Origin of the sequence: Bradyrhizobium sp. AZCC 1610, from assembly GCF_036924515.1 — a bacterium.
In the GTDB taxonomy this organism is placed as follows: domain Bacteria; phylum Pseudomonadota; class Alphaproteobacteria; order Rhizobiales; family Xanthobacteraceae; genus Bradyrhizobium.
Genome location: NZ_JAZHRR010000001.1, coordinates 3,813,747 through 3,830,383 on the forward strand (window position 1 = coordinate 3,813,747; position 16,637 = coordinate 3,830,383).

Genomic DNA, 16,637 nt, shown 5'->3' on the forward strand with positions numbered 1-16,637 from the left:
CCGAAAACCTTGACTTTGGGCGATCAGAAGCTAGGTTGCGCGGCAAATGCAGGCCGATTTGGCCGGCGCCCGATATCCCCTATTTGAGGTTCTGAACATGGCCAAAGCGGTCACCATCAAGGTCAAGCTCGTTTCCACGGCGGATACCGGCTTCTACTACGTCGCCAAGAAGAACTCGCGCACCATGACCGACAAGCTGGTCAAGAAGAAGTACGACCCTGTCGCGCGCAAGCACGTCGAGTTCAAGGAATCGAAGATTAAGTAATTCGCAAGCCTATCGCTGACGGATTTGAACGGGGCCTTGCGGGCCCCGTTTTGATTCTGCGCGCTCGTGTCCCGGACGCGGTGCAGCGTTCTTTACGATGCGCCGCAGAGCCGGGACCCACGGACTCACGATGGACCCCGGATCAGCAGCGCACCACGCCGCAAGAGCGGCGCGCTGCGCAGCATCTGGGGAGTGCCGCCACGCCTACGCCGTCTGCATCTGCGGCGGCTGGCTCGGCCGGATCAGCGCGAACGCGACCTGGATGATGCCGCCGGCCAGCCCGAGCGCGACGCCGATCCGCCACGCCATGGTGTAGGATCCGAGCGCGTCGTAGAGCATCCCGCCCCCGAAAGCGCCGAGGAAGCTGCCGACCTGGTGGCTCATGAAGGCGAGCCCCTGGATCATCGCCTGCCATTTCAGGCCGAACATCTCGGCGACTGCGCCCGCGACCAGCGGGCCGACGCCCATCCACAGAAAGCCCATGATGGCGCCGAACAGCAGCGTGGTCGCCGGCGTCGGCGGCAGCGTGAAATACCAAGCCAGCGCAATGGAGCGGAAGATGTAGATGCCGCCGAGCAGCGCGAGCTTGTTCCAGCGCTCGCCAGCCCAGCCGAAGAAGATGCTGCCGAGCACGTTGAAGCCGCCGATCATGCCGAGCGTCTGCGCGCTCAGCATCGGGTCCATCCCGCAGATCGCCAGATAGGACGGCAGGTGCGTGGTGAGGAACACGAGCTGCATGCCGCAGACGAAATAGGCGCCGGTCATCACCACGAAGGAGGCGTTGGAGAACGCGATCCTGGTCGCAACGCTGGCCGAAGAGTTGCCGATTTCGTCATCCGCGGGCTTGGGCAGCGGAATCTTGTCCACCCTGCCCGCGTACCAGGCCGCCGGAATCATCAGGAGCGACAGCACCACGAAACCTATGAGCCCCATCCGCCAGCCGTAGCCTTCATTGAGCATCTGCCCGATCGGCGCCGATAGCAGCGCACCGAGCGAGCCCGCACCCGACACCAGGCCGAGCACCGTCGAGCGTACCGACGCGGGCACCGCGCGGGCCGCAACCGACATGGCGATGGCTGCCGCGGTACAGGCCAGCGACATGCCGATCAAAATGCCGCCGCCGATCATGACGCTGAGAAAGCCGTTCGCGCCCGCCATCAAGGCAAGGCCGGCGACATAGAGCAGCGCGCCCGCGACCATGATGGCGCGGAAACCGTAGCGCACCGTCAACGCGCCGGCGAGCGGCTGCAAAAATCCCCAGGCGAGATTTTGCACAGCGAGCGCCAGCGTGAAATCGGAGACCGAGATCCGGATGTCCTGCGTCAGCGGCTGCATGAACAGGCCGAGCGATTGCCGCAGGCCCATGCTGAGCGTGAGCATGATGGACGCACCGATCAGGATGGGTAGCGTCGGACGCAGGATTTGCAGCAGGGCCATTGTTTTTATTCTCCCTATCGGGGGCGATTCGAGCGCCGCGTCCTGCAATCGATATCTGAAATAGGTACACAGACCTGTGTAGGTAGGCTATAAGGGGGAGCTGCTGTCAAGCTAAGGTGACCCACGCATTCGCATGGCTACCCTGCCCGCCAAACCTGACATGAAGGACCGGATTCTGGAAACTGCGGATAGGCTGTTCTATCTGCAGGGAATTCGCGCGGTCGGCGTCGACACCATCGCGGCCGAAATCGGCATCAGCAAGCGCACGCTCTACAATCATTTTCCGTCCAAGGACGCGCTGATCTCAGCCTATCTGGCGCGGCGCTTCGTGGCTCCGCGCGCTTCCGACAAATCGCCGGTCGAGCAAATTCTCGGCACCTTCGATTCGCTGGAGCGACGCTTTTCGGCGAAGGATTTTCGCGGCTGCCCCTTCGTCAATGCGGTGGCCGAACTCGGCGAAGACCGGTCGGTCCGAAAGGTTGCTGTCGCCTTCAAGGAAAGCCGCCGCCTCTGGTTTCGCGACCTGCTGGTACAGCTCGGCGTCGCCGATGCAGATGCACTGGCGACGCAGCTTGCCTTGCTGGTCGACGGTTCGATCGCGCAGGACCTCGTCCGCAACGACCCGGCGATGGCGCGGGCGGCAAAGCAAGCGGCCACGGTACTGCTGAGGAATGCGGGGGTGAAAGTGGGCGGAAGTGCAGCCACGAACAAGCGCGCGGCAAAGAAGCGGCAATCAAGGCCGGCCTCTTGAGGCTCCCTCCACCGTCGTCCCTGCGTTTCGCAGGGACGACAATCACGCTGCCGTCGACACCACCCTGTTGCGTCCGTCATGCTTGGCGCGATAGAGCGCCATGTCGGCGCGCTTGAGCACGTCGGCGACCGGCTCGCCCTTGTGGTCCAGCGTCGCCAGCCCGATCGAGATCGTGACGTCGATGCGCTTGGTGCCCTTGTTGACCGCAAAGGTTTCGCCGGCGATCGAGCGGCGCAGGCGCTCGGCGACCATGCCGGCGACAGTGAGGTCGGTTTCCGGCATCACGATCACGAACTCCTCGCCGCCGTAGCGACAGGCGAGATCGATGCCGCGGATCGACTTGCGGATGCGCACCGCGAATTCGCGCAGCACGTCGTCACCGGCGTCATGGCCGTAGGTGTCGTTGATGGATTTGAAGAAGTCGATATCGAGGATCATCAGCGCGAGCGGCCTGCCGCGGCTCGAGGCCTGCTCGGCGAGCGTCGAGAGATGGCTTTCCATATAGCGGCGGTTATGCAGGCCGGTCAGCGCGTCGGTGATCGCCATTTCGATCGAGTTCTGCACGTTGTCGCGCAGATGGTCGGTATAGCGCCGCTTGCGGATCTGGGTGCGCGCCCGCGCGAGCAATTCGTTCTTGTCGACGGGGCGCAAGAGATAATCGTTGACGCCGATTTCGAGCCCGCGCAGCAGGCGGGCATTATTGTCGGCGTCGGAGATGGCGAGGATCGGCAGCTGGCGGGTGCGCTCCAGCGAGCGCGCCTGGCTGCACAGCCGCAGGCCGTCGTAATTTTCGAGGCTGAGCGAAACGATCAGCAAATCGTAATTGCCATCGGCGGCGTGAAACAGCGCCTCCGCCGGATTGATCTCGACGTCGACGGTGTGCTCGGCGGAAAGGATCGGCGCCAGCCGCTCGTATGACGATGGCCGGTCGTCGACCAAAAGAATCCGCCCGCCGACGCCTTTGTCGGCGATCGCGCTGCGTTCGGGCGCCTCCATACCGATCTCGAGCGAGGTGATGGCGCGCATCCGCAGCTCATCGGTCATCATCTTCAGCCGCGTCAGGGACCGAACGCGGGCGATCAGAACGATGTCGGAGACCGGCTTGGTGAGAAAATCGTCGGCACCGGCTTCCAGCCCGCGAACACGATCAGACGGGCTGTCCAGCGCGGTGACGATTACGACGGGAATGAAATGGGTGGCCGGGTTCGACTTCAGCCGGCGGCAGACCTCGAAACCGTCCATGTCGGGCATCATGACATCGAGCAGGATGATGTCGCATTCGGAGTGGGCGCAGATGTCGAGCGCCTCGGTGCCGTTGGAAGCCGTCAGCACGTCGAAATATTCGGCCGACAGACGGGCTTCCAGCAGCTTGACGTTCGCTGGAACATCATCGACGACAAGGATACGCGCAGACATCGAAGCTCACTCCTACCCGATAAAACGCCGCACGGTTTCGATAAACTTGCCGACGGAAATTGGTTTGGACAAATACGCCTCGCAGCCGCCCTCGCGGATGCGCTCTTCGTCGCCCTTCATCGCAAAGGCGGTGACGGCAACCACCGGAATGGCGCGCAACTCCGGATCGTCCTTGATCCAGCGCGTCACTTCGAGGCCGGACACTTGCGGAAGCTGGATATCCATCAGGATCAGATCGGGGCGCAGCTTGCGGACGAGATCGAGCGCCTCGAAACCGTTGCTGGTGCCCGACGTCTGATAGCCATGCGCTTCCAACAGGTCGCGAAAGAGCTTCATGTTGAGCTCGTTGTCCTCCACGATCAGGACGGTTTTTGCCATCCCGTCCCTCCCCTTATCTTCAGGAAACAAGTCCGGCCTTACAGTACGTCGAACACCGCCGCCGGGCTTGTCGAAAAGTGAATTCAAACTAGCGTCAGATTCGCTCTAAGCGGTTAAATCGATGCACCAATTTTTACGAAGCGGTTTCCAATTGCTTGAACGCACTCCGCAGACTCGGGCATGATGGTTCCAAAGTAGAGCCTATAAGTTAACGGAAAGGCAAACCCGCTATTGAAAAAGCCTGTTCACAACCCCCGGGAAGTAGCTGAAATCGTTGCGGTTCAGGCGCTGAGTTTTATTGCCGGCGACCCTGAAAGGCTAGGCCTGTTCCTGGCCGAAAGCGGGATCGGTCCGGAGACGCTGCGGACGGCCGCGGCCGACCCGCAATTTCTGGCGTCTGTGCTGGATTTCGTGATGCGCGACGACGCGACCGTGAAGGCGTTTGCGAGCGCCTCGCAACTGCATCCGACCAACATCGCCGCCGCCCGCCAGGTGCTGGGCGACCCGCACTGGGAGCGCGACGTGCCGTGAGCGCGTCCGCCGCTGAGGGTCCGCGCGCGTTCTGCCGGGATTGCCTCGGCGACCTCGATATCACGGCCAGGCGGTGCGGCGAATGCGGTTCCCCGCGCCTCGTCCGCCACCATGCCCTGCCCTCGCTGAGGCTGGCGCATATCGATTGCGACGCGTTCTACGCCACCGTCGAGAAGCGCGACAATCCGGAACTCGCCGACAGGCCCGTGATCATCGGCGGCGGCAAGCGCGGCGTGGTCTCGGCCGCCTGCTACGTTTCGCGAACCTATGGCGTGCGCTCGGCCATGCCGATGTTCAAGGCCTTGGCGCTCTGCCCGCAGGCTGCCGTAATCCCGCCCGACATCGCGAAATACGTCCGCGTCGGCCGCGAGGTGCGGCACGCGATGCAGGCGCTGACGCCGCTGGTGGAACCGCTGTCGATCGACGAGGCATTCCTGGACCTTGCCGGCACGCAACGCGTTCACGGCATGATTCCGGCAAAAGTGCTGGCGCGCTTTGCCGGCGACGTCGAGCGTGACATCGGGATCACGGTATCCGTCGGCCTGTCCTGCAACAAATTCCTGGCCAAGATTGCCTCCGACCTCGACAAGCCGCGGGGCTTTGCCGCCCTCGACCAGGTTGAGGCCCGCGAAATGCTGGCGGACAAGCCGGTCGGCTTCATCTATGGCGTCGGCCCCGCGACCCAGGAGAAACTGGTGCAGCGGGGCTTTCGCACCATTGCGGACTTGCAGCGCGCCGACGAGGTCGAGCTGATGAAGCAGTTCGGCGGCGAAGGCCGCAGGCTGTGGCGGCTGGCGCGCGGCATCGACGACCGCAGCGTGGTGCCGGATCGCGGCGCCAAGACGATATCGAGCGAAACCACGTTCGAAAACGACATCCGGGATTTCGCCACGCTGGAACGGCTGCTGTGGCGGCAGTCGGAGAAAGTGTCGTCCCGGCTGAAGAACGGCAATCTTGCTGGCCTCACCATCACGCTGAAGCTGAAGACCGCCGATTTCAGGCAGCGCACCCGCTCGCAATCGATTCAGGCGCCGACCCAGCTCGCCGCGAAGATTTTCGCGGTGTCGCGCGAAATGCTGGCGAAGGAGATCGACGGCACGGCATTCCGCCTGATGGGCACCGGCGTCAGCGCGCTGCGCGAGGGATCGCAAGGAGACGACACCGACATGCTCGACCGCCGCTCCGCCCACGCCGAGCGTGCGATGGATGATTTGCGGAAGAAGTTCGGCAATGCCGCCGTGATCAGGGGGATCGCGTACAGGGGGCCGGCGAAGGAAGAGGATGAGGGGGAGGAATAAGTTACGGACCTTTCCGCGTCATTGCGAGCGCAGCGAAGCAATCCATAGCGCCACAAGCGGAGAGATGGATTGCTTCGCTACGCTCGCAATGACGGAGTGAGCAGGGACGTCAATCGACGACGGCCACGGCCTCAATCTCGATCAGCCATTCAGGGGCCGCAAGCGCCGTTACACCGACGAGCGTGCTCGCCGGCGGCTCCATGCCCTCAAAGAACGCCGAGCGCGCCTTGCCGATGATGGGACGGAGCTCCGGCTTGTAGCCGACGACGAAGGTGGTGATCTTCACGATATTGGAATAACTCGCACCGGCGGCTTTCAGCGCCAGGCCAATATTGTGCATTACTTGTGTCGTCTGCGCGGCCAGATCACCCTCACCGACCACCCGTCCTTCCTCGTCGGTAGATACCTGCCCCGCGATATAGATCGTGCGCGCACCCGACGCGACGACGACGTGGGAGTAAGCCGGATTGTGGTGAAGGCCGCTTGGCCGAAGTTGTTGGAGCTTGCTCATGTTTGCGCCTCCCTGACGTGCATGGTTGGGCCGAAGCGTATCCCGGTCCGGCGCTCTCGACCAGACGGGTCCTCGCAGGATGTTCCGCGCGTCCTGGGGCCTGACTCGTAACCGCAACCGATCGTCCGGCTGCATCGCTAGATCAGCGATCTTGACTCGTCGGGCGACATCACGCGATTGGCTTATTGCCGGCACCAACCAAAGTCACGTTGCATCGTTCCGCCGTCCGGGCAGATGGCCGAGCAAGTCCATCGGCAGAGGAAAGACCACGGTCGATGATCGCTCGCCGGCAATGTCGTGCAGCGCCGCGAAGTAGCGCAACTGCATCGCCTGCGGCTCCTGCGCAAGCGTTCGGCCGGCCTCGACGAGCTTCTCGGCGGCTTGCTGCTCGCCCATCGCATTGATCACTTTGGCGCGTCGCAACCGCTCCGCCTCGGCCTGCTTGGCAATCGCGCGCACCATGGTTTCATTGAGATCGATATCCTTGATCTCGATGGTGGTAACCTTGATTCCCCAGACGTCGGTCTGCTGATCGAGAATTTCCTGAATGTCGGAATTAAGCCTGTCCCGCTCGGCGAGCATCTCGTCCAGTTCGTGCTTGCCGAGCACCGAGCGCAGCGTGGTCTGCGCCAGTTGGCTGGTTGCGGCCATGAAATCGCCGACCTTGATGATGGCGCGCTCGGGATCGACGATACGGAAGTAGAGAACGGCGTTGACCTTGACCGGGACGTTGTCGCGTGAAATTACGTCCTGGGGTGGCACTACCTGTACCATCACCCTGAGGTCTGCCTTTACCATCTGCTGCACAACTGGGATCAGTATGATGAGTCCCGGACCCTTCACCCCAGTGAAGCGGCCGAGCGTGAAGATCACGCCGCGCTCGTATTCCCGCAGGATACGAATGGCGGAGGCTAGAAATAGGATTACGATCACCGCAAGCGACGCATAGGTCAGATATTCAAGCATCATGACGTACCTCCTTGCCGATCAGCGTCGGCCGGCGCCGCACCACCAGCGTCAAATCTATGATGTTGGCCACCTCGACCACCTCTCCCGGCTTGAACGTTTCGGCGCCGCGCGCCTGCCAGCGTTCACCTTGCGCGAATACGTGGCCCTCGTTCTCGGACCAGTCGATGACCTGGGCAGACAGGCCACGCATGGCTTGTGCACCGACCCGTACCGGACCCTTGTCGGCGCGCCGAAGCGATCTGAGTACGACGAGAACGAGACCAATAAACATTGCCGCCGTGATGCCGACGACCGGCCATGACAGCCGGTAGCCCGGCGCTTCGACGTCGAAGAGCATGATCGCTCCGAGCACAAAGGCGATGATGCCGCCGAGGCCGATAACCACGGTCGGGTTGAAGACTTCGATGGTCAGAAGCACGATCCCGACCACCATCAAGGCGAGGCCGGCGTAGTTTATCGGGAGCAGGTTGAGGGCATAGAGGCCAAGCAGCAGGCAGATCGTGCCTACAACTCCGGGGGCGACCGCGCCGGGTGAAGTGAATTCGAAAATCAGGCCGTAGACGCCGACGAGGAGCAAAATCAACGCAACGTTGGGATTGGTGATGACCGCCAGGAATCGTGAGATCCATCCCGGATCGATCGCTTCGAGGACAGCATCTTTCGTCGCCAAATGTCTGGTATCGCCACCTGCAACCTCCACCGCCCGACCATCGATCTGCCTGAGCAGTTCGGCCTGGTCGCGTGCGACGAGGTCGATGACATTCGCCTGCAATGCGGCATTGGCGGACAGGCTGGCGGCCTCCCGCACCGCCTTCTCCGCCCAATCGGCATTGCGGCCGCGCAACTCGGCAAGGCTGCGGATCAAGGCGACGGCATCGTTTGTCGCCTTTGCCATCATGGCATCCTTCGTCTTCGGCTGCTGGTCGCTGCCGTCCTTCTTGTCCTTGTCGCTCTTGTCAGGCGTAGCGTCCGGCAGACCAGGCAACGGACCGCCAATCTGCACCGGCGTCGCCGCTCCGAGATTGGTGCCCGGCGCCATGGCCGCGATATGCGTGGCGTAGACGAGATAGGTTCCGGCGCTGGCCGCATGGGCTCCGGAGGGTGCAACGTAACCGACAACAGGAACGCGCGACGCCAGCACGTCAGCGATAATCTCGCGCATGCTGGTTGCGAGACCGCCCGGTGTATTCAAACGCAGAACGACAACCTCGGCATGTCGTTCGCTTGCCTTGGTCAGAGCGTCTTTCACGTAACGGACCGTTGCCGGCCCGATCGCTCCGTCGACCGAGATGGTCAGCGCAAGCTTGCTGTTGGCCTCTCCCGCCGAGGCGGCAAGGGGAGAGACAACCAAAGCTACCGCTGAAGCGGCCGCAACAAGAGTCGCCCGTACAGTCTGCACAGCAAGGACTCCCTTATCGAAATGATATGGGATATCCTTGTCTAATCTCAATATACGCTGGATTGGCTATCCCGCAGCATTTCCCGGTCAAGGCATGCTGGCTTGGACCGTTCGGACCTCAGCCAACCTAATTCCCCCTGCACCATCTCACGAAAACTGCTCAAGATCCGATTTCAATGCGACCAGGAAGCGAGCGGCTTCACCGCCCGTCACGACGCGATGGTCAAAGGTGAGCGACAACGGCAGCACGCGCCTCACCGCCGGCTGGCCCCGATACGCGACAACGCCTTGGGTAATGCGGCCGGCGCCTATGATCGCCACTTGCGGAGGCACCACGATCAGGCTGGCGAAGCGGCCTCCGATCATTCCGAAGTTCGACAGCGTAATCGTGGCGCCACGCAACTCTCCCGGAGGTATTGAGCGCGCGACCGCGTCCGCCCGCATCCGGTCGAGCCCGGTTCGCAAATCCGATACGTCCCGCTCTGCGACATTGCGCAACACGGGAACGATGAGACCGCCCCCGGTATCGACGGCGATGCCGAGATCGATACGGTCGATCAGACGCCGTTCACCAGCGCCGGAATTGTACCAGGCATTGAGCGACGGCTCTGCCTTGCAGGCGACAGCGATCGCGCGCACCAGCCGGATTGTCACGTCCTCGCCGGTTCGCCAATCGTCGATATCGGCCTCATCGGTGACGCTGGCCGGGACGATCTCGGCATGCGCCGCCGTCATGCGCTGCGCCATCGCGCGACGCAATCCGCGCAAGAGTTCGGCGGGTCCGGTATGGGACAAGCCCTTGGCAGCCCGTTCCACGTCCGCACGCGTCATGAAGCCGCCGGGTCCCGTGGCTTCGACAAGCTCGAGATCGACGTCGAGCTTGCGCGCGAGCGCACGTACGGCCGGAAACACCTGGACTTTCTGTCCAGCCGCTGGCCTGGAAGTTGTTGCCGCCGGCGGTTGCTCGCTGGTGCCGAGTTCGCCGACAATTGTGCCGGTGTCTTGCTCGGGGCCTTCGGCAAACTCGACGAGCGGCGCGCCTACCTTCACCACATCTCCCTTGGCGCCAAACAGGCGCAGGATACGTCCGCTCGACGGTGACGGCACCTCGACGACGGCCTTGTCAGTCTCGACGGAAACCAGCGGCTGATCGGTGACGACGTGATCGCCTTCGTTGACATACCAGCTTACGATCTCCGCCTCTTCGAGGCCCTCTCCCAGATCCGGCAATACGAACTGGCGCATGGGATAAGTCCGCTGGGAATCAACTGAACTGGCACGCCTGGCGCGCGGCCGTCGCGATATGACCAACCGATGGCATGAACTTCTGCTCAAGCCGCGCCATCGGAACGACCGTGTCGTAGCCGGTAACGCGGGCCACAGGCGCGAGCAGAGAAGCCAGGCCGCGCTCGGCGATCAGCGCGGCGATCTCCGCTCCGAATCCGCCAGTGCGTGTCGCCTCGTGCACGATGACACAACGTCCGGTTTTTGCGACCGAGCTGAGCACCGTGACTTCATCGTAAGGCTTGAGCGTGGCGAGATCGACGACCTCGGCGGCGATGCCCTCAACAGCGAGCGCGTCGGCGGCCGCCATGGTTTCCTTCAGCATCGCACCCCAGCTAATCAGCGTGACGTCGCGGCCTTCCCGCAGGACAAAGGCAACATCGAGCGGCAAAGCCTCACCGTTGTCTTCCACCTCGCCTTTCGCTGCGCGGTAGATCCGGGTCGGCTCCAGAAACACCACCGGATCGGGATCGCGGATCGCGGCGAGAAGCAGTCCATATGCGCGTTCCGGCGACGACGGGATGACAACGCGCAAGCCGGGGATATGGGCGAGCATCGCCTCGGTGCTTTCGGAATGATGCTCGGGCGCGCGAATGCCGGCGCCGTGCGGCGTGCGCAGAACCATTGGACAGGTGAGTCGTCCCTGAGTGCGATTGCGGATTCGGGAGGCGTGGTTCACCAGTTGATCGATGCAGGGATACAGAAATCCCATAAACTGGATCTCGCCGACGGGCTTCAGCCCCTGCGTCGCCATTCCGACGCAGAGCCCGCTGATCAGAAGTTCGGCAAGCGGCGTATCAAGGACACGTTCTGCTCCGAACCGCTTCTGCAACCCGGCGGTCGCGCGGAAAACGCCGCCATTGAGGCCGACATCTTCGCCAAGCAAGAGCACGCCCGGATCGTCCTCCATCGCGCGGGCGAGTGCCAGATTGATGGCTTCGACCAATGTTACCTCAGCCATCTTCCTCTCTCGCGAGTTCGTTGCGCTGCGCGACATAGACCTCGGGTAAATCTGCATAGAGATGATCGAACATGGTTTCAGGCCCGCGTGGCTCCGTTGCCAGGTAGCGCTCGACCGCCGCCTCGACGCGCTCGTGGCACTCCGCGGCAAGCTGTTCTTCGTCCGCCTTGCTCCACATTTTCTGGCCGGCAAGAAAGGCTCTCAATCGCGCAATCGGCTCTTCTTTCCAGCGTGCCTGGACGTCTTCCTCCGGACGATAGCGTGATGCGTCGTCTGAGGTTGTGTGATCGCCGAGCCGGTAGGTGACCGCCTCGATGAAGCGCGGCCCTTGGCCATCGCGGGCCGCGACAATGGCTTCTTCAGCCGCGGCACGCACCGCCACCACGTCGCTCCCGTCCACCTGCTCGCCGATGAACCCGGCGGCGATGGCCTTCTGCGCCAGGGTTTCGCAACCGGTCTGCAGCCGTAAGGGCACCGATATGGCCCATTGATTGTTGGTGGCGACGAACACGACCGGCAATTTGTGCACACCGGCAAAATTCATCGCTTCATAGACGTCGCCCTTCGAGGTAGCGCCGTCGCCGAACAGGCATACGGCGACACGCGGCTCCTTGCGCAGCTTGAAGGCATAGCCAACGCCAGCGGCATGCGGCGCCTGCGATCCCACGGGAACACAAAACGGGAAATCCTGGACCGGTCCGGAGAAGTGATTGCCCCGCTCGTCGCCGCCCCAAAACAGCAGAATTTCTTCCAGCTTGACGCCACGCCAGATCAGCGCGCCATTGTCCCGGTAGGAGGGCAGCAGGACGTCTTCGCTCCGCATCGCACTGGCGATGCCAACTGACACCGCCTCCTGGCCGAGCGAAACCGCATAGGTCCCAAGCCGTCCGGTGCGTTGCAGTGCAACAGCCTTTCGATCGAAGCTGCGAAGCAGCACCATCGCTCGATAGAGCGAGACGAGCAGTTTTGCATCGGAGGCGAACGCGGGGAGCGGCCTGTTTATCGAGCCGTCTGGCGCGAGGTAATTGCGGTGGCGCACCTCAAAACGCGCGATCACCGGGAGCCCACCGTCCGCCATTTTTTTGCTGGCCACATCCTCGCTCCTGGAGCGATTCTGCTTCCCACAGTTTCTAATTGGTGCTGGGCCGGAACAATACAAGATGGGTGCGCCCAATCGCGCACAGCCGTTGCTGCACCGCAGGCTAGCGGAGATCAGCCTTCACCGCGGGCGCAGTCTCCGGGGTTCGTACCGGCGGACGATTGCCCCTCACTTACACGGCTTGGAATCCCTGACGTCGAACCGGCCCATCGCGCCCGCGATCACGAAGTCGTTGTAATCGAGCACCAGCGCGCGGGAAACGCCGTTCTCGAACAGCTCGAACGACATCGCGTAAACCGGCGTCTGCTCGCCGTCCTTCGCCTTGGCGTCGCGGTCGTAATAGCTCACGGTCACGGGCCAGCGGGTCAGCGCCTTCATCTGGTCGTTGGCGGTCGAGGGATCGGGGGAAGCGATGCTGCGGGTGCCCGGGATCGGCTGCCCGATCACCGACAACGTATTGTAGACCTTCTCGCCATTATCTGAGCCGTCATAGACCATCAGCTCGAGCACCGATTTGCCATCGCGCGCGGCGGCGATGATGTGCTGGATCTGCTCGGTCGGGAACACGACCTTGCCGTCGAGCTCAAACGTCTTCGCAACCGGCTGTTTCAGCTTGACCGTGATGCGGTCGCCCACACGCTCCGCGATGCCATCGATCGGGGTGGAATCAGCATCGTTCATCCGCGTATCGATCTTGAAACGGTAGCTCTTGCCCGCGGCGTCTTCCCAGGAATGCGAGCGCAGATCGCTCAGCGTCAGCTTGCCCTCGCCGCTATCGAGTTCCGACACCTGGCGGAATTCGGACGTGTAGCCCTCGCAGGCGCTACCCGAGAAATTGTAGAGGATGCGCCCGCGTGCCCCTGATATCGCGTTGGTCCCGCGCGACTTGACCAGCTTCAGTTCATACAGCGCCTGATGGGCAAGAAACGGCCCGCCGGCGCCCGCCAGCGCTGGCCCGCTTGCGAAGCCGGATATCAGGGTCGCGGCGGCCGAGAACACCAAAGCACGGACCGGAATCGGGAACGAGCTAGCCATGTCCAGTTTTTCCTTGATGGAGATTCGCTTACATTAGTGATGGCTCCATTGCGCCGCAACTAGGGCGGCGTCACGAAAACGCAAGAATTGGATACCGAAGCGCCCTGTTTTCCGGGATTTTTCGGCAGGATTCGCTCGATCACCACACGGCAACGCGGATCCGCGGTCCCTTGCAAGTAAAAGCGCGATGCGCGAAACAGTGCGGCCTGATCGCGGGTCAGGACAGTCAATCACTTGAGGACGAAAACATGGCGGGTACGGTCGAACAGAAGCTGGCGGCGCAAGGCATCGTCCTGATCGAGCCCCGCACCCCGATGGCGAATTACGTCGGCTTCGTGCGTACCGGCAACCTGCTGTTTGTCTCCGGCCAGGTGTGCGCCAATGCGGAAGGCAAGCTGATCGCCAAGGGCAAATTGGGCGCCGGCGTCACCGTCGAACAGGGCTACGCCGCGGCGCAGGGTTGCGGCGTCAACCTGCTGGCCCAGGTCAAGGCAGCCCTCGGCGACCTCGACAAGGTGGTCCGCGTGGTCAGGCTCGGCGGCTTCATCAACTCCGCGCCCGACTTCCTCGACGGACCCAAGGTGCTCAACGGCGCCTCCGACCTGATGGTCACCGCCTTCGGCGACAAGGGCCGGCACGCCCGCACCACCGTCGGCGTCGCCTCCCTGCCCTCGGATGCCGCCGTCGAGGTGGATGCCGTCTTCGAGGTGTCCTGAGGGGAGCACACCTCATGCGCGCGCCGGACTGGCTGACGGCACGGCCGGTCGCCCACCGCGGCCTGCATGATATTTCGCGCGGCATCGTCGAGAACATGCCGGCCGCCGCGCAAGCCGCCGTCGATGGCAACTTCGCCATCGAATGCGACATCCAGCTTTCCTCGGATGGCGAGGCGATGGTGCATCATGACAACGCGCTCGGCCGCCTCACCGAGGGTTCCGGCGCGTTGCTCGGCAAGACCGCGGCCGAACTCAAGGCCGTCACATTCAAGAATACGCCGGAGCGCATGATGACGCTCGGCGATCTCTGTTCGCTCGTCGCCGGCCGCGTGCCGTTGGTGATCGAGGTCAAAAGCCATTTCGATGGCGACCGCCGGCTGGTGAAGCGGATGGCGGAGGTGCTCGCCTGTTATCACGGCCCCGCGGTCGGCATGTCCTTTGATCCGGACCAGGTGGTGGCGCTGGGCGAACTGATCCCCGGACGCGCGCGCGGCATCGTGGCGGAGCGCGAATATACCGCCGAAGAGTGGCCGGAAGCCTCACCGGCGCAACGCCACAGCATGACGCAGCTGCGCCACGCCTTCCGCACCCGGCCGCATTTCGTCGCCTATTGGGTCGATGAATTGCCGGCACCCGCCCCCTGGATCGCCCGCAACATTTTTGGGCTACCGCTGCTGACCTGGACCGTGCGCACGCCCGAGCAGCGCGCTCGCGCCGCGCGCAACGCCGATCAGATGATCTTCGAGGGGTTCCTGCCGGGAACCTGATGCGGTCAGCGCCACCTTGAACTCGCCCGCCCGATGCACGATCTTTGAAGCGTTGGCCACCATGCGCGATGGCTGATCGCACGATGGGACCGGTCTGAATTTCTAGATGACGTCATCCGAAATCACGCTCGAAGCCGTCCCCTCCGTTACCGACATATCGGCTGCGGATTGGGACGCCTGCGCCAGTCCGAAGCCTGATCCGAACAGTCTCGCAAACCTCGACACGCTGGCTGCCAGCGGATCTCAAAGCGATCCTTGCAAGCCCGCCTATAACCCCTTCGTTTCCCACGCATTTTTCGCAGCCGCCGAAGCCTCCGGCTCGGCCTGCGCCCGCACCGGCTGGGGGCCACGGCATCTGCTGGCGCGGCTCGACGGCGAGATCGCCGGCATCGTGCCCTGCTATCTGAAATCACATTCGCAAGGCGAATACGTCTTCGACCGCGGCTGGGCGGATGCTTATGAGCGTGCCGGCGGACGCTACTATCCAAAACTGCAGGCCTCGGTGCCCTTTACGCCAGCCACCGGCCCGCGGCTGTTGATCCGCGACGGCGTCGACCGCAAGCGTATCCGAACCGCGTTGGCGAGCGGGCTGATGGCGCTGTGCAACGCGACCAACGCTTCCTCCGTGCATGTAACCTTCGCCCCGGAGGCCGAAGCGAAGTTTTTGGGGGCGCACGGCTTCCTGCTGCGGAACGACCAGCAGTTTCACTGGCGCAATGAAGGCTACGGGACTTTTGACGATTTCCTGGCCTCGCTGAACTCGCGTCACCGCAAGGCGATCAAGCGCGAACGGCGCGAGGCCACCACCGCCGGGATCACGATCCACCATCTGACCGGCAGTGACCTCACCGAGGACGCCTGGGACGCATTCTTCGCGTTCTATATGGAGACCGGCTCACGCAAATGGGGCCGGCCTTATCTGACCCGAAAGTTCTTCTCGCTGATCGGCGAGAGCATGAGCCGCGACGTGCTGCTGGTGATGGCCAAACGCAACGGCCGCTGGATCGCCGGCGCCATCAATTTCATCGGCTCGGACACGCTGTTCGGCCGCAACTGGGGCGCGGTCGAGCATCACCCGTTCCTGCATTTCGAGGTCTGCTACTATCAGGCGATCGATTTCGCGATTCAGCGCGGCTTGAAGGTCGTGGAGGCCGGCGCGCAGGGCGAGCACAAACTCGCCCGCGGCTACCTGCCGCAAACCACCTATTCCGCGCACTTCATCGCCGATCCCGACCTGCGCAGGGCGATTGCCGACTATCTGAAGCGCGAGCGCGCCTACGTGGCGGAGGCTGGACGCGAGCTGACCGAGGCCGGCCCGTTCCGCAAGGCGGCCGACGAGGCTTGACCTGTTCGATGAGCGACGTGAAATTGCGACCAAACCTCGAGGGAATAAGCCATGCCCGCCTATGACACCAACAACCCCTTCGCAAAAATCCTGCGCGGCGAGTTTCCCTGCCACAAGGTCTATGAGGACGACCAGGTGCTGGCTTTCCTCGACATCATGCCGCGCTCGCCGGGCCATACGCTGGTGATCCCGAAGTCCCCAGCGCGCAACATCCTCGATATCACCCCCGACGATTACGCCCACGTCGCGCGCGCCGCCCACAAGATCGCCGCCGCCGCCATGAAGGCCTTCAAGGCCGACGGCATCACCGTGCAGCAATTCAACGAGCCCGCCGGCGGGCAGGTCGTGTTCCACCTGCACATGCACGTGATGCCGCGCCACGACGGCGTTGCGCTACTTCCGCCCGCCAGCCGCAAGGAAGATGTGAAAGTGCTGGAAGACAACGCGACCAAGCTGATGGCGGCGCTGGGGTAGA

The 16,637-nt window shown here is 63.1% G+C and carries 18 protein-coding genes; 8 read left to right on the forward strand and 10 right to left on the reverse strand.

What is annotated here, in order from left to right; all coding sequences use genetic code 11:
• The first annotated feature begins 97 nt into the window (after window positions 1–97).
• Window positions 98–265: a 50S ribosomal protein L33 gene (rpmG, locus tag V1279_RS18880; RefSeq protein WP_027537094.1), complete on the forward strand. Its 168-nt coding sequence runs from the start codon at window positions 98–100 to the stop codon at window positions 263–265.
• Window positions 266–469: 204 nt separating this feature from the next.
• Here the strand turns inward: rpmG and V1279_RS18885 are convergent, their stop codons facing one another.
• A complete protein-coding gene (locus V1279_RS18885; protein WP_334438757.1) occupies window positions 470–1,702 on the reverse strand; it encodes an MFS transporter in 1,233 nt (410 codons plus the stop codon).
• Window positions 1,703–1,835: 133 nt separating this feature from the next.
• Between V1279_RS18885 and V1279_RS18890 the strand changes: the two genes are divergently transcribed.
• Complete coding sequence (locus V1279_RS18890) at window positions 1,836–2,453, forward strand: TetR/AcrR family transcriptional regulator (protein ID WP_442894790.1); 618 nt, start codon at window positions 1,836–1,838, stop codon at window positions 2,451–2,453.
• 42 nt (window positions 2,454–2,495) lie between these two features.
• Here the strand turns inward: V1279_RS18890 and V1279_RS18895 are convergent, their stop codons facing one another.
• Together V1279_RS18895 and V1279_RS18900 are read right to left on the reverse strand one after the other, a co-directional pair.
• On the reverse strand, window positions 2,496–3,869 hold the full coding sequence (locus tag V1279_RS18895; protein ID WP_334438760.1) for a PleD family two-component system response regulator: 1,374 nt from the start codon (window positions 3,867–3,869) through the stop codon (window positions 2,496–2,498).
• A 12-nt stretch (window positions 3,870–3,881) separates the two neighbouring features.
• Window positions 3,882–4,247, reverse strand: a complete 366-nt coding sequence (locus V1279_RS18900) for a response regulator (protein ID WP_027538546.1) — start codon at window positions 4,245–4,247, stop codon at window positions 3,882–3,884.
• 231 nt (window positions 4,248–4,478) lie between these two features.
• Here V1279_RS18900 and V1279_RS18905 point away from each other — a divergent pair, with 231 nt between their 5' ends.
• Both V1279_RS18905 and V1279_RS18910 read left to right on the forward strand, forming a co-directional pair.
• Window positions 4,479–4,778, forward strand: coding sequence for a DUF3572 domain-containing protein (locus V1279_RS18905; RefSeq protein WP_108517834.1), 300 nt, complete (start codon window positions 4,479–4,481; stop codon window positions 4,776–4,778).
• Window positions 4,775–6,076, forward strand: a complete 1,302-nt coding sequence (locus V1279_RS18910; protein WP_334438765.1) for a DNA polymerase IV — start codon at window positions 4,775–4,777, stop codon at window positions 6,074–6,076. The genes V1279_RS18905 and V1279_RS18910 overlap by 4 nt, the downstream gene beginning before the upstream one ends.
• Window positions 6,077–6,185: 109 nt before the next feature.
• On the opposite strand, the gene V1279_RS18915 is transcribed toward V1279_RS18910, so the two are convergent.
• The 7 genes from V1279_RS18915 to V1279_RS18945 all read right to left on the reverse strand — a co-directional run bounded on the left by V1279_RS18915 (window position 6,186) and on the right by V1279_RS18945 (window position 13,334).
• Window positions 6,186–6,587, reverse strand: coding sequence for a RidA family protein (locus V1279_RS18915; protein ID WP_334438767.1), 402 nt, complete (start codon window positions 6,585–6,587; stop codon window positions 6,186–6,188).
• A gap of 204 nt (window positions 6,588–6,791) precedes the next feature.
• The gene (locus V1279_RS18920; protein ID WP_334438770.1) at window positions 6,792–7,556 is read right to left on the reverse strand and encodes a slipin family protein; all 765 of its coding nucleotides are present in this window, start codon (window positions 7,554–7,556) and stop codon (window positions 6,792–6,794) included.
• Window positions 7,546–8,955, reverse strand: a complete 1,410-nt coding sequence (locus V1279_RS18925; RefSeq protein WP_334438773.1) for an NfeD family protein — start codon at window positions 8,953–8,955, stop codon at window positions 7,546–7,548. Before V1279_RS18925 ends, V1279_RS18920 begins: the two co-directional genes overlap by 11 nt.
• Before the next feature lie 147 nt (window positions 8,956–9,102).
• Window positions 9,103–10,200 carry a dihydrolipoamide acetyltransferase family protein gene (locus V1279_RS18930; protein WP_334438775.1) on the reverse strand — a complete coding sequence of 366 codons (1,098 nt, stop codon included), beginning with the start codon at window positions 10,198–10,200 and terminating at the stop codon, window positions 9,103–9,105.
• Window positions 10,201–10,219: 19 nt separating this feature from the next.
• Window positions 10,220–11,200 (reverse strand): alpha-ketoacid dehydrogenase subunit beta, encoded by a 981-nt coding sequence (locus tag V1279_RS18935; protein ID WP_334438778.1) that lies wholly within the window; start codon window positions 11,198–11,200, stop codon window positions 10,220–10,222.
• On the reverse strand, window positions 11,193–12,278 hold the full coding sequence (gene pdhA / locus V1279_RS18940) for a pyruvate dehydrogenase (acetyl-transferring) E1 component subunit alpha (protein WP_442894898.1): 1,086 nt from the start codon (window positions 12,276–12,278) through the stop codon (window positions 11,193–11,195). The genes V1279_RS18935 and pdhA overlap by 8 nt, the downstream gene beginning before the upstream one ends.
• Window positions 12,279–12,467: 189 nt before the next feature.
• Window positions 12,468–13,334, reverse strand: a complete 867-nt coding sequence (locus V1279_RS18945; protein ID WP_334438784.1) for a cell envelope integrity EipB family protein — start codon at window positions 13,332–13,334, stop codon at window positions 12,468–12,470.
• Between the two features lie 248 nt (window positions 13,335–13,582).
• On the opposite strand from V1279_RS18945, the gene V1279_RS18950 reads away from it, so the two are divergent.
• The 4 genes from V1279_RS18950 to V1279_RS18965 all read left to right on the forward strand — a co-directional run bounded on the left by V1279_RS18950 (window position 13,583) and on the right by V1279_RS18965 (window position 16,636).
• Window positions 13,583–14,050, forward strand: a complete 468-nt coding sequence (locus V1279_RS18950) for a RidA family protein (protein WP_334438787.1) — start codon at window positions 13,583–13,585, stop codon at window positions 14,048–14,050.
• 14 nt (window positions 14,051–14,064) lie between these two features.
• Entirely contained in the window at window positions 14,065–14,817 is a 753-nt protein-coding gene (locus tag V1279_RS18955) for a glycerophosphodiester phosphodiesterase (RefSeq protein ID WP_334438790.1), read from the forward strand.
• Between the two features lie 106 nt (window positions 14,818–14,923).
• Entirely contained in the window at window positions 14,924–16,162 is a 1,239-nt protein-coding gene (locus V1279_RS18960; protein ID WP_334438792.1) for a GNAT family N-acetyltransferase, read from the forward strand.
• 51 nt (window positions 16,163–16,213) lie between these two features.
• Window positions 16,214–16,636: an HIT domain-containing protein gene (locus V1279_RS18965; protein WP_334438795.1), complete on the forward strand. Its 423-nt coding sequence runs from the start codon at window positions 16,214–16,216 to the stop codon at window positions 16,634–16,636.
• The last annotated feature ends 1 nt before the right edge of the window (window position 16,637 follow it).